Annotated in this window: 10 protein-coding genes; 6 read left to right on the forward strand and 4 right to left on the reverse strand. The window is 69.9% G+C overall.

Annotation, left to right across the window (positions count from 1 at the left end; genetic code table 11):
* The first annotated feature begins 57 nt into the window (after positions 1-57).
* The gene (locus tag ACOCMH_RS28705; protein WP_427310713.1) at positions 58-636 is read left to right on the forward strand and encodes an AAA family ATPase; all 579 of its coding nucleotides are present in this window, start codon (positions 58-60) and stop codon (positions 634-636) included.
* A gap of 21 nt (positions 637-657) precedes the next feature.
* On the opposite strand, the gene tcdA is transcribed toward ACOCMH_RS28705, so the two are convergent.
* Positions 658-1,524, reverse strand: a complete 867-nt coding sequence (tcdA, locus tag ACOCMH_RS28710; RefSeq protein WP_427310714.1) for a tRNA cyclic N6-threonylcarbamoyladenosine(37) synthase TcdA — start codon at positions 1,522-1,524, stop codon at positions 658-660.
* Between the two features lie 180 nt (positions 1,525-1,704).
* Here tcdA and ACOCMH_RS28715 point away from each other — a divergent pair, with 180 nt between their 5' ends.
* From ACOCMH_RS28715 to ACOCMH_RS28735, 5 genes are all read left to right on the forward strand, one after another.
* A complete protein-coding gene (locus ACOCMH_RS28715) occupies positions 1,705-4,044 on the forward strand; it encodes an AsmA family protein (protein ID WP_427310716.1) in 2,340 nt (779 codons plus the stop codon).
* Between the two features lie 359 nt (positions 4,045-4,403).
* Positions 4,404-5,615 carry an MFS transporter gene (locus ACOCMH_RS28720; RefSeq protein WP_427310718.1) on the forward strand — a complete coding sequence of 404 codons (1,212 nt, stop codon included), beginning with the start codon at positions 4,404-4,406 and terminating at the stop codon, positions 5,613-5,615.
* Between the two features lie 144 nt (positions 5,616-5,759).
* Positions 5,760-6,398 (forward strand): pyridoxamine 5'-phosphate oxidase, encoded by a 639-nt coding sequence (gene pdxH, locus ACOCMH_RS28725; RefSeq protein WP_427310720.1) that lies wholly within the window; start codon positions 5,760-5,762, stop codon positions 6,396-6,398.
* Between the two features lie 233 nt (positions 6,399-6,631).
* Complete coding sequence (locus ACOCMH_RS28730) at positions 6,632-7,873, forward strand: class I SAM-dependent methyltransferase (protein WP_427310722.1); 1,242 nt, start codon at positions 6,632-6,634, stop codon at positions 7,871-7,873.
* Between the two features lie 15 nt (positions 7,874-7,888).
* Positions 7,889-8,953 carry a DUF72 domain-containing protein gene (locus ACOCMH_RS28735; protein WP_427310723.1) on the forward strand — a complete coding sequence of 355 codons (1,065 nt, stop codon included), beginning with the start codon at positions 7,889-7,891 and terminating at the stop codon, positions 8,951-8,953.
* A 33-nt stretch (positions 8,954-8,986) separates the two neighbouring features.
* On the opposite strand, the gene msrA is transcribed toward ACOCMH_RS28735, so the two are convergent.
* The 3 genes from msrA to ACOCMH_RS28750 all read right to left on the reverse strand — a co-directional run bounded on the left by msrA (position 8,987) and on the right by ACOCMH_RS28750 (position 12,390).
* Positions 8,987-9,529, reverse strand: a complete 543-nt coding sequence (gene msrA / locus ACOCMH_RS28740) for a peptide-methionine (S)-S-oxide reductase MsrA (RefSeq protein ID WP_427310725.1) — start codon at positions 9,527-9,529, stop codon at positions 8,987-8,989.
* A gap of 78 nt (positions 9,530-9,607) precedes the next feature.
* A complete protein-coding gene (locus ACOCMH_RS28745) occupies positions 9,608-11,140 on the reverse strand; it encodes a class I adenylate-forming enzyme family protein (RefSeq protein ID WP_427310727.1) in 1,533 nt (510 codons plus the stop codon).
* Complete coding sequence (locus tag ACOCMH_RS28750; RefSeq protein WP_427310729.1) at positions 11,137-12,390, reverse strand: acyl-CoA dehydrogenase family protein; 1,254 nt, start codon at positions 12,388-12,390, stop codon at positions 11,137-11,139. Before ACOCMH_RS28750 ends, ACOCMH_RS28745 begins: the two co-directional genes overlap by 4 nt.
* Positions 12,391-12,421: the final 31 nt, after the last annotated feature.

Consider the following 12,421-nt stretch of genomic DNA (forward strand, 5'->3'; position numbering starts at 1 on the left):
GGGTATGCTGTGGACCATGCGCCCCGTCCATCACCCGTAGCGCCACCGCTTTCGCTCATGCCACGACTGATCTTCTTCTGCGGCCACGCCGGCACCGGCAAGACCACCCTCGCCCATCGCCTGATCGGCCCGCTGATGCAGGCCACCGGCGAGCCGTTTTGCCTGCTCGACAAGGACACGCTGTACGGCCGCTACAGCGCCGCGGCCATGGCCGCCATCACCGGCGACCCCAACGACCGCGACAGTCCGGCCTACCTGGACCACCTGCGCGACCCCGAATACCAGGGCCTGCTCGACACCGCGCGCGAGAACCTGGCGCTGGGCATCAGCGCGATCGTGATCGGCCCGCTGTCGCGCGAGATCCGGGCCCACCTGCTGAACGACCCGGACTGGCTGCACGTCCCCGCCGGCACCACCGTGCGCACGGTCTGGGTCCACCTGCCCGAGGACGAGGCCCACGCGCGCATCATCCGGCGCGGCAACCCCAACGACGCGTACAAGCTGGCCCACTGGGACGCGTACCGGACCCGGCGCTTCATGCCCACGCCCGATGACTATCCGGAACTGATCTTTTTCGACAACCAGGCACCTGGGGATGCCCAGGTCGACGCGCTGCTGCGCGCGCTGAGCGCCTGAACGGCCCGGCGGCGCAAGGCCTCAGCCGCGCGCGATCGCGCCGATCACCGCCGACGCCGCGACAAAGCCGAACACCGCCGTCACCGCCACCGACGAGCCGAAGCCCGCGCAGGCCAGCCCGTGAGGGCCGCGCGCGGCGGGCTGGCCAGCCGGGGCCTCCGGCGGCGCCTCGTCGATCTCGCAGGCCTGCTGCTCCGGCTCCGGGTATTGCAGCGGCTCATCCGAATAGACCGACGCGATGCCAAACTTCTTTTTCGGGTCGCGGGTAAAGCCCCATTGCTTGCGCAGGCCGGCGCGCACCTTGGACAGCAGCGGATCCTGGATCGTGCGCGCGAGGTCGTCGATGCGCACGCGGGTCGGGTCGAGCTGGCCACCGGCGCCGCCGCAGGTGATCACCGGCACGCCCTGGCGCCGGGCCCAGCCGAGCATGGCGATCTTGACCCGCACCGCGTCGATGGCGTCGATCACATAGTCATAGCCGGCGCCGAGCAGCTGCGGCACGTTGTCGGCGGTGACGAAATCGTCAACCTGGGTCACGCGGCAACGCGGGTTGATGGCAACGATGCGCTCGGCCATGGCCTCGACCTTGGCACGCCCGTAGGCGTCGCCCAGGGCATGGATCTGGCGATTGGTGTTGGACAGCGCGATATGGTCCAGGTCGATCAGCGCGATGCGGCCCACCGCATTGCGCGCCAGCGCCTCGGCGGCCCAGCTGCCGACCCCGCCGATGCCGACCACGCACACGCTCGCCGCCTCCAGCCGGGCCAGGCCAGCGGCGCCGTACAGCCGCGCCACGCCGCCGAAGCGGCGGTGGTAATCGTCGTCGGCCGGGCTTTCATGGGTCAGCGGCTCTGGCAGGCCGGCCAGCTCGTGTGCGGCATCGTTCATAAGGGAAAGCTGGTATCGCGGGACGCCGGCCGCGCCGGGCACGGCCACGCCAGGGCAAAAAATCCGGCGTTTTCCGGCGGCGATGTCAGCCAGTCCCCGACAAGGACGGGAAGCGCGCAACTATACAATAGACCTGCAGTGGTCCGTTCGCCGCCCCGCCCAGCCAGGAGAGCCCGACTCATGCCCGTGCGCCGCAAGGTCGTTCTGTGGAGTGTGCTGACACCGGTTGCGCTGATCGCGCTGCTGGTGATCGTGATCCTGACCTTCGACTGGAACCGGATCAAGCCTTGGCTCAACGACCGTGTCTCCGAAGCCATCGGCCGTCCCTTTGCCATCAATGGCGACCTGACCGTGACCTGGCGCCGCGGCGAGGGCGAGAAGGGCTGGCGCACGCTGGTGCCGTGGCCGCGGCTGTCGGCGCGCGACATCACCGTCGGCAACCCGGACTGGGCCGCGCAGCCCAATATGGCGACCGTGCGCGAGCTGATCTTTGTGCTGCGCCCGCTGCCGCTGCTGGCCAACGAAATCGCGGTGCCGACCATCGTCATCGACAGCCCGGCGGTCTGGCTCGAGCGCCTGGCCGACAGCCGCAACAACTGGACCTTCGAGACCGGCCCGAAGAAGGGCACTTCCAAATGGCACCTGGATATCGGCGAGGTGGTGCTGGCACGCGGCAACCTGGCGCTGACCGACCAGCTCAAGAAGATCTCGCTGCAGGCGGAACTCGACACCATCGGCAATGCGCCGCTCTATGACAAGGCGCGCGACGGTGCTCTGATCGAGCCGCAGGCGTCCGCCGTGCCGCCCGGCCCGCCGGCCAGCGCGCCCCAGGCGGCATCGTCGCCACGGGCCGGGGGTCCGGCCTCCGCCGCGCCCGCCAATGGCGGCGACGGCCGCTATGGCGTGCGCTGGAAGGCGACCGGACGCTACAACGACGCCACCATCAACGCCAACGGCCGCGCCGGCACGGTGCTGAGCCTGCGCAATACCGACGTGCCGTTCCCGATCCAGGCCGATGTGCGCGTGGGCAGCACGCGCGCGCAGATCGAAGGCACGGTCACCAACCCGGCACACCTCGCCGCGCTGGACGTACACCTGACGCTTGCCGGCGACAGCATGGCCAAGCTCTACGCGCTGACCGGCGTGGTGCTGCCGTCGACGCCGCCGTACCAGACCCGCGGGCGGCTGATGGCGACGCTGCGCAAGGAAGGCTCGATCTACGAGTACCAGAAGTTCACCGGCCGCGTCGGCGGCAGCGACCTGTCCGGCACGCTGACCTTCACCAAGCGCGAGCCGCGCCCGCTGCTGGCGGGCAACCTGGTGTCGAACCAGCTGCGCTTTGTCGACCTGGCCCCGCTGATCGGCGCTGACGCCGAGCCCGGCCGCCCGGCCAAGGACAGCCCCGTGGCCCAGCCGGCGGACAAGGCGCTGCCGGTGGCACCGTTCCGCACCGAGCGCTGGGATGAAATCGACGCCGACGTGCATTTCACCGGCAAGCGCATCATCCGCGATGCCGACCTGCCGATCACCGACCTGGTCACCCACCTGAAGCTGCAGGACGGCGTGCTGCTGCTCGACCCGCTCAACTTCGGCGTGGCGGGCGGCAACCTGGTCTCGACCGTGCGCCTCGACGGCAAGCGCGAGCCGATGGGCGCGATGGTCGACATGACCGCGCGGCGCATGAAGCTCAAGCAACTGTTCCCGACCGTCGACCTGATGCGCGCCAGCATCGGCGAGCTTAACGGCAGCGCCAAGCTGTCGGCCACCGGCAATTCGGTGGCGGCGCTGCTGGGCTCGTCCAACGGCGAGGCGCGGCTGCTGGTCGAGAACGGCACGGTCAGCAAGTTCCTGCTCGAGGCGATCGGCCTGAATGTCGGCAGCGTGGTGGTCTCGAAGCTGTTCGGCGACAAGCCGGTCCAGATCAACTGCGGCGTCAGCGACTTCGCCATGACCGACGGCGTGGCGCGCGCGCGCACCTTCGTGCTGGACACGCACGACGCGGTGATCGAGACCACCGGCGGCATCGACCTGCGCAGCGAGCGGCTGGCGCTGACCATCCATCCCGATTCCAAGGGCCTGCGCATCTTCTCGCTGCGCTCGCCGCTGTATGTCGGTGGCACCATGAAGCACCCGCGGGTCAGCCCCGATATCGGCGTGCTGGCGCTGCGCGCCGGCGGCGCGCTGTCGCTGGCGCTGCTGGCCCCGGTGGCCACCGCGGTGCAGCCGCTGCTTGACATCTCCCCGGGCGGCGACGACTCGCAGTGCGCCAGGCTGCTGGCCGACCTGCGCAAGCGCCCGACCGCGCCGCCGCCGGGCAAGACCTACCAGGATCCGAAGGCAGCGGCGGCGCCTGCCGACACCCGCGGCGCAGCGGCCGCGGCCAGCCGGCCCGGTGCGCCGGCCGCCGCGGCCGGCACCGGCAAGCCTGCCACCACCGGCCAGCGCGAGCCGACCCGGCCGGCGGGCCAGCGCCCGCCACAGCGCCCGGCCAACGACCGGTCGTTCTACCAGGGCGGATAAATCCCCTCGCCACGCCCCCCGCGCAAAGGCGCGCACGCCATCCCGGGGCTGCCATGTCCGACCGGCGGCCCCGGGATTAAACAAAATCGCAACACTTCGCCCTGCTGCGACAAGTTGACGCACGTTGCCGTTGTACCGCGCCGCGCTCAGGCGCATAATTAAACGGCCATTTACAAGAAGTTAAGCATGGCAAGCATTGGACGCGGCGCGGGCTCGCCCGTGGGCGTCCTTCGAAAGGCGCGGCTGCGGCCGCCCTTTGTTTTCGCCGCAGGTCTGCGGCCATTTTCCTGATTCGCCGCCTTGGCACGGCGCTCCGCCGGCACCGAGAACGGTCCCACCAACGTCCTTCACCCCGCCCCATGACGCTGACGCATGCCGCCGTCCCGCCGATCACCTGGCTGATCGCACTGACGGTGTGCAACCACGTGGCTTTCAATGCCAGCCGCGTGGTGGTGTCGCTGTTCGCGATTTCCCTCAAGGCTTCCACCATCACGCTGGGCGTGCTGATGTCGCTGTACGCGCTGCTGCCGATGCTGCTGGCGATCCGCGCCGGCAAGCGCATCGACCAGATCGGCCCGCGCAAGCCGATGACGGCGGGCTCGCTGATGGTGGTGGCAGGCACGCTGCTGCCGGCGCTGTGGCACCAGCTGGGCGCGCTGTACCTGTCGTGCGCGCTGATCGGGGTCGGCTTCATGCTGGTCCAGGTGGCGATGCAGCTGCTGATCGGGCAGGTCTCGACCGATGCCACCCGGCTGCGCAACTACACCTGGCATGCGCTGGGGCTGTCGGTGTCCGGCACGCTCGGGCCGGTGGCCATGGGCTACATGATCGAGCATGCGGGCTTCCGCCCTGCCTTCGCGGTGCTGGCGGCGGTGGCGCTGGCCGGGCAGGCGGGCCTGCAATGGGTGCGGCCGCGGCTGCCCGCGCACGGCGGCAACGCCGGACGCATCGCCATCGAGGACGGCACCCGCCACTCCACCCTGGACCTGCTGCAGCATCCCGAACTGCGCGCGGTCTTCATCGCCAGCGCGGTGCTGTCGGCCGCATGGGACCTGCACGCGTTCCTGATCCCGATCCAGGGCTCGCGCATCGGGCTGTCGCCGTCTTCGATCGGCTGGGTGCTGGGCGCCTTCGCCATCGCCACCTTCGCCATCCGGGTGGCGATGCCGGCGGTGTCGCGCCGGCTGTCGGAATGGAAGATCATCCGCGCCGCCTTGCTGGTCGGCGCGCTGGCCTACCTGACCTACCCCTTTGTCGCGCACTTCTGGCTGATGTGCGCACTGGCCTTCGTGCTTGGCCTGGCGCTGGGCAGCGCCCAGCCCAATGTCATGAATATCCTGCACAGTGCGTCGCCGCACGGCCGCGCGGGCGAGGCGCTGGGCCTGCGCTCGGCGGTGCTGAACACCAGCCAGGTGGTCTGGCCGCTTACCTTCGGCGTGGTCGGCACGGCGCTGGGCATGCTGCCGATTTTCCTGTCGATGGCGGGCGCGATGGGCGCGGCCGGCTACTATTCGCGGCGCCAGGGACGCAAGGCGCTGGCGCCGCCGGCACAGCCGAGCGCGGGCGGGTGATACCTGCGGGTGCTGCGCCCGATACCGCTTGTCGCTGCGCAAATGCGGCCCCCGGCGCATTCGCTATACTCGAATCAGCCGGACCTGCGGCCCCCGCCCCCCGGGCGCACCGCGCTTCCGGACCGATTCCCAGATGATTGCGACATGACCCAACTTGCCGACCTGCGCCGCACCTATGTGCTGGGCGCCCTGTCCGAATCCGACGTGGCCCCCGACCCGATGAGCCAGTTCAAACGCTGGTTTGACGAAGCGGTCACGGCCAAGCTGCCCGAACCCAATGCCATGACCCTGGCCACGGTCGACGCCGACGGCCAGCCTTCGGCGCGCATCGTGCTGCTCAAGGGCATCGACGAGCGCGGCTTCACCTTCTTCACCAACTATGAAAGCCGCAAGGGCCTGGACCTGGCGGCTAACCCGCGCGCCGCGCTGCTGTTCCACTGGGTGCAGCTGGAACGCCAGGTGCGCGTCGAAGGTCGCGTCGAAAAGGTCTCCGAGGACGAAAGCGACGCCTATTTCGCCACGCGCCCGCTGGGCTCGCGGGTGGGCGCCTGGGCTTCCGCGCAGAGCCGGGAAGTGCCCGGCCGCGACGTGCTGGAACAGCGCGAACAGGAATACCGCAGCAAGTTCGGCGAAAACCCGCCGCGACCGCCCCACTGGGGCGGCTACCGCCTGGTACCGACCGCACTGGAATTCTGGCAGGGCCGGCCGTCGCGACTGCACGACCGCATCGCCTACCGGATCCAGCCGGGCGCGGACTGGCAGATCGTGCGGCTGTCGCCCTGAGCCAGCCGGCGGACGCATCGCGCGTCCGCGCTACCGCCTTGCCGGGACGCCGGCAGGGTCTTCCGGACGGTGCGCTGCACAGGCTGCGGAATTGGATTAAAGTGAGACAGGCGTCGCTTGGCTACTCTTTTCTTGCAGCGCTCGCGACGGATCGTGCAAGGTTTGCGCGCAGTTCCCGCCTTGCCTGATGCGTCCGCCGAAGCGTGTGCCGCAACCATCGGGAGGTAAAGCGCATGTTTTTCAAGCAAACCCTGGAAAAGCAACTCGACAACTGGATCGCCGACCTGCGAGAGAACGCCAATCTCCCGGTCAGCCTGCGGCTGTGGAATGGCGCCGAATACCCGCTCGGGCAATTCGACAAGCCGGTGGTGACGCTGACCGTGCGCGAAGCGGCGGCCCTGCCGCTGTTGCTGACACCAAGCCTGGACAACCTGGGCGAAGCCTACGTCCAGGGCAAGATCGACTTCGAGGGCCGGCTGGCGGACATCATCAAGGTGGGCTACGGCTTCTCGGCCGCGGCCACGCGGCGCGCCGGCGGGGCGCTGTACAAGGTGGCGCAGCACTTCACCCATACCAAGCAGGAAGACAAGGAGTCGATCCAGTACCACTACGACGTCTCCAACGACTTCTACCAGCTCTGGCTCGATCCCAACATGGTCTACTCCTGTGCCTACTTCGAGCACGGCGACGAAGACCTGGCCACCGCGCAGATCAAGAAGATCGACCACATCCTGACCAAGATCCGGCTGCAGCCGGGCCAGACGCTGCTCGACATCGGCTGCGGCTGGGGCGCGCTGGTGATGCGCGCCGCGCAGAAGTTCGGCGCGCGCTGCGTCGGCATCACGCTGTCGCAGAACCAGTTTGACCTGGCCACCGAGCGCGTCCGGGCCGCGGGCCTGTCCGACCGCATCGAGATCCGGCTGCAGGACTACCGCGACACCGCCGGCACCTTCGACCGCATCACCAGCGTCGGCATGTTCGAGCATGTGGGCAAGGACAACCTGCCGGGCTATTTCAGCCGCATCCGCGAGCTGCTGGCCGACGACGGCTTTGCCATGAACCACGGCATCACCTCGCCCGACCCGGACAACGGCGCGACGCCGATGGATGGCGCCGAGTTCATGGACCGCTACGTGTTCCCGCAGGGCGAACTGCCGCATATCGGGCTGGTGCTGCGCACGCTGCAGCAGGGCGGCCTGGAAGCCTTCGACGTCGAGCTGCTGCGCCGCCACTACGCGCGCACGCTGCACCACTGGGCCGACAACTTCGAAGCGCGCGGCGACACCATCCGCAGCCTGGTCGGCGAGAAGAAATACCGCATCTGGCGCGTCTACCTGGCCGGCTGCGCGCACGCCTTCGAGACCGAGAAGATGTCGATCTACCAGGTGGTATGCCACAAGTCCGGGCTGCAGGCCGACTCGCTGCCATGGTCGCGCCGTTATATCTACGAGCAGCCCATCGGCCGGACCGACTGAAGGCAACCCAGGCGCTTGACTGAAGATCTCTTTGGCGGGCTGCCCCTGCCCGCCCCGGCCGCCACACCAGCTCGCGGCGTGGCCGCTCCGCCCGACTCGCCGGGCAAGCCCGCGCGCGGCAAGAGCGTGCAGCCGTTGCCGGCATCGCCGGCGCTGCAGGCACTCGCCGCGCGGCTGCCGACGCATCTGTATTTCGGCACCTCGTCATGGGCCTATCCCGGCTGGAACGGGCTGGTCTATGACGGCGAGTACGGCGACAGCCTGCTCTCGCGCAAGGGCCTGGCCGCCTATTCGCGCCACCCGCTGCTGCGCGCCGCCGGCATCGACCGCGGCTTCTACGGGCCGATCCCGCTGGCCGACTACCTGTCCTATGCGGCGCAGGTGCCGGAGGGCTTCCGTTTCCTGGTCAAGGCCCCGGCCAGCGTCTGCGACGCCTGGCTGCGCGGCCCCGACGGCGAAGGCCGGCTGGCCAACGCCGCCTTCCTGGACGCAGAGATCGCGGCACACGACTTCATCGTGCCGGCTACCAGAGGCTTGGGGCACAAGTGCGGGCCGTTGCTGTTCCAGCTGTCGCCGATGGGCCCGCTGGCCGACAGCGCGGTATTCCTGGAGCGGCTCGACGCCTTCCTGGGCGCGCTGCCGGCGCTGGATCCCGCGCTGACCCCGCACGCCGCCTATGCCGTCGAGCTGCGCGATCCGGCCCTGCTGACGCCGCGCTACATCCGCTTGTTGCGCCGCCACGGCGTGCGCTTCTGCCTGTCGGCGCGCGACCGGCTGCCGCCGGTGCCGCGCCAGGCGGCGGCGCAGGCCCTGATGGACGAAGCCGCGGCGGGTCCGCTGGTGCTGCGCTGGATGCTGCATGCGGGCCGCCCCTACGCCTACGCGGAGAAGCGCTATGCGCCCTTCGACCGCATCGTCGACGACGATCCCGATACCCGCCACGCCATCGCAGACGTGGTGGCGCGTACGCTGCGCGCGGGGCAGCCCGCCATCGTCATCGTCAGCAACAACGCCGAAGGCTGCGCACCGCTGAGCTGCGTGCGGCTGGCCGAGGCTATCGCGGCGCGGCTGGAGCGCTGACCGCGCCGCCGCGCCGGCGCCCGCCCTTGTCCCTTACTTGCGCAGCTTCGCGCCGAACTGCTTGCGAAACTTGGCCAGCTTGGGCGAAATCACGAACGCGCAGTAGCCCTGGCTGGGATGGTCCTGGTAGTAGTTCTGGTGGCTGGCCTCGGCGCGCCAGTAAGGCTGCTCCGGCTCGACCTGCGTCACGATCGGCGCATCGAACACCTTGGCGGCGGCCAGTTCGCGCATCACGTACTCGGCCGTCGCGCGCTGCGCCTCCGAATGCGTAAAGATGGCCGAGCGGTATTGCGGCCCCACGTCGTTGCCCTGCCGGTCCGGCGTGGTCGGGTCGTGGATGGCGAAGAAGATCTCGAGGATCTCGCGGTAGTTGATCACCGACGGATCGAAGCTGACGCGCACCACTTCGACATGGCCGGTAGCGCCTTCGCAGACCTGCTGGTAGGTCGGGTGGTCGACATGCCCGCCGGTGTACCCGGACTCGACCGCGACGACCCCGTCGACCTGCTGGTAAACCGCTTCCAGGCACCAGAAGCACCCGCCGCCCAGCGTGGCGGTTTCCAATCCATGTTCCATTTGCGCCGCTCCCTTGGGTTGTGGTCTGTCGTGCCACGGCCTCAAGCATAAGCGCAGATCGGCGCATTTGCAGCGGATTCAGCCGGACTGGCGCCAGGCCTCGAGCATGGCACGCAATTGCGGCTTGAGCACCTTGCCCAGCGCGCTGCGCGGCAGGTCGTCCATCAGCACCACCTCGCGCGGCAGCTTGAAGCGGGCGATGCGCGCGGCCAGCAGCTCGCGCAGCGGTTCGGCCGCCAGCGCACCGTGCGGCGCCCCCGGCGCCGGCACGATCACCGCCACCGGCACTTCGCCCCAGCGCGCATCGGCCACGCCGACCACCGCGCATTCCTGCACGCCGGGCAGGCCGACCAGCACGTTCTCGATCTCGGCCGGGTAGATGTTCTCGCCGCCGGAGATGATCATGTCCTTGCTGCGGCCGACCACCTCGATGCAGCCGTCGGCATCGCGGTGCGCGAGGTCGCCGGAATGGAACCAGCCGCCAGGCAGCCCGTGGTCGGGCTGGTTCCAGTAGCCCGCCATGAGATTGGCGCCGCGCACCCATAGCTCGCCGACCGCGCCCGGCGGCACCTCGGCGCCGTCGGGGCCGGCCAGGCGCACGTCGGCCTCGGGCTGCGGCCAGCCGGCATAGCCGGGACGCGCCATGGCCTCTTCCAGCTTCAGCACCACCGACACCGGGCCGGTCTCGGTGGCGCCATAAACCTGCCCCAGCGGCACGCCACGGGCGTGGAACGCCTCGATATACGAGCGCGGGATGGTCGACGATCCCGCCATCACGCCGCGCAGCGCCGACAGATCGGCATCGGCCCAGCCCGGATGCTCCAGCACCGCGCGCAGCGTCGCCGGCACCATCAGCGACAGGCTCGGCCGCACCCGGGCCACCGCCTCCAGCCACGCCTGCGGCGCGAAGCGGTCATGCAGCGTGACCTGCGCGCCGGCCAGCAGCGCCGGCAGCGTCTGGATACACAGCCCGCCGACATGGAACAGCGGCAGCACCGACAGCACGTGGTCGTCCGGCGTCATGCCGTGCGCCCACCAGCTGGCGCGCGCATTGGCCAGCAAGCCGGCCTGGGTATGCACCGCGCCCTTGGGCTTGCCGGTGGTGCCGGAGGTATAGGCCAGCAGCAGCGGCGCATGGTCCGGCACGGTGGCATGGCTCACGCCGAGCGGCGCCGGATCATCAATCAACCGCTCTAGCGGCACCACCAGGCCAGCGCCGGCGTCGCGCGCCAGCGCTTCATGGGCCGCATCATGGAACAGCGCGGCCAGTTGCGCGTGGGCGGCAATCGCCCGCAACTCGGCCGGCGCCAGCCGGTAGTTCAGCGGCGCAAACATCGCCCCGACACGGGCGCAGGCGAACAGCAGCACCAGTTGCAGTTCGTGGTTCAGGCACAGCGTGCCGACGCGGTCGCCGGCGCGGATGCCCCAGGTGGCGGCCAGGTGGGCGCTGGCGCGCTCGACGCGTTGCCACAGCTTGCCGTAGGTGAAGGTCCGGCCTAGATAGTGCAGCGCCGGCCGGTCAGGCGCCGCGGCGGCATGGCCATGGAGCATGGCCGGCAGCGCGCCCAGCCCGGTTGCTCCGGGCCGCGTGGCACGAGGCGGCGTGCTCATTCGTCGCGCTCGCCGGATTCGTACAAGGTTTCGCGGCCCATGCGGTCGAGGATCAGCTCGGCGGTCCAGGGCAGCATCAGCGCGCCGCAGCGCGAATCGCGGTAGAGCCGTTCCAGCGGCAGGTCCTTGAGCATCGACTGGCCGCCGCAGGTGCGGATTGCCAGCCGGGCGATATCGTTGGCGCCTTCCATCACGGTGTAGTGCGCGGCGTACAGGCGCAGGCGCTCGTCCTTGGACGGATTGGGCCTGGCCTCGTGGATTGCGCGCCAGAACAGCGAGCGCATGGCCTCCAGCTGGATCCGCATCTGCGCCACCGCAATCTGCTTGGTCGGGTACATGCGGCGCTTGACCGGCGGCTGGCCCGGCACCTCGCCGCGCAGGTACTGCACGGTAAAGTCGTACGCCGCCTGCGCCACGCCAAGGTAGGTCGGCGACAGCGTGAAGAACATCGCCGGCCAGGTCTGCGCGGCGCGGTAGTAGACCCCGCGCGGCATCAGCTGCTCGTGGTCGGGCACGAATACGTCCTGGAGCAGCAGCGTGCGCGACACCGTGCCGCGCATGCCCATGGGGTCCCAGTCGCCGGTCACGGTCAGGCCATCCGCCTGGCCGGGCACGGCAATGTAGAGCGTGTCGCGCATGTCCGGATGCTGGTCGCCGCGGTCCTCGGTGCACAGGATGCCGTAATAGTCGGCCGCGCCGGACAGCGAGGCAAAGATCTTGCGCCCGTTCAGCACCCAGCCGCCCTCGACCTTGCGCGCCGTGGTGCCGAATGGCGCCTTGCCCGCCGCGGCGGCCGAGCCTTCGGAGAATGGCTGCGCGTACACCGCGCCCTCACGCACCACGCGCGCGAAGTGCAGTTCGCGGCGGGCCTGGTGCTCGGCGCGCTGTGCCGGCGTCATGTCGATGCCGTCGGACAGCACGCCGGTCCACATGGTCGAGCAGATGTGCATGTTGTACGTGAGCGCAGTGGCGCCGCAGAAGCGGCCGATCTCGGCGCCGACCATGCAGTAGGTGGCAAAGTCCGCGCCCGCGCCGCCGAACGCCTGCGGTACGCACAGCGCCAGCAGGCCGGCCTCGCGCAGGTCATCGTAGTTGGCAAACGGGAAGCTGGCCTCGCGGTCCCAGGTGGCCGCGCGGGGCGCGAAGCGCTCGCGGCCGAGGCGGTTGGCCAGCGTCAGCAGGCGCGCCTGTTCCGGGGTGAAGGCCGCCGTACCGACGGCGGGAATGAAATCGAGCTGGCCGGATGGCATGTCGCGGTCTCCTGTTTTGCTGCTCGCGCCG

The sequence above is a fragment of the Cupriavidus sp. H39 genome (assembly GCF_050271075.1).
Classification (GTDB): Bacteria; Pseudomonadota; Gammaproteobacteria; order Burkholderiales; family Burkholderiaceae; genus Cupriavidus; species Cupriavidus necator_B.

Coding starts and splice junctions, on each gene's coding strand:
- ACOCMH_RS28705 (WP_427310713.1), top strand. CDS start 58: ATGCCACGACTGATCTTCTTCTGCGGCCACGCCGGCACCGGCAAGACC.
- tcdA (WP_427310714.1), bottom strand. CDS start 1,524: ATGAACGATGCCGCACACGAGCTGGCCGGCCTGCCAGAGCCGCTGACC.
- ACOCMH_RS28715 (WP_427310716.1), top strand. CDS start 1,705: ATGCCCGTGCGCCGCAAGGTCGTTCTGTGGAGTGTGCTGACACCGGTT.
- ACOCMH_RS28720 (WP_427310718.1), top strand. CDS start 4,404: ATGACGCTGACGCATGCCGCCGTCCCGCCGATCACCTGGCTGATCGCA.
- pdxH (WP_427310720.1), top strand. CDS start 5,760: ATGACCCAACTTGCCGACCTGCGCCGCACCTATGTGCTGGGCGCCCTG.
- ACOCMH_RS28730 (WP_427310722.1), top strand. CDS start 6,632: ATGTTTTTCAAGCAAACCCTGGAAAAGCAACTCGACAACTGGATCGCC.
- msrA (WP_427310725.1), bottom strand. CDS start 9,529: ATGGAACATGGATTGGAAACCGCCACGCTGGGCGGCGGGTGCTTCTGG.
- ACOCMH_RS28745 (WP_427310727.1), bottom strand. CDS start 11,140: ATGAGCACGCCGCCTCGTGCCACGCGGCCCGGAGCAACCGGGCTGGGC.
- ACOCMH_RS28750 (WP_427310729.1), bottom strand. CDS start 12,390: ATGCCATCCGGCCAGCTCGATTTCATTCCCGCCGTCGGTACGGCGGCC.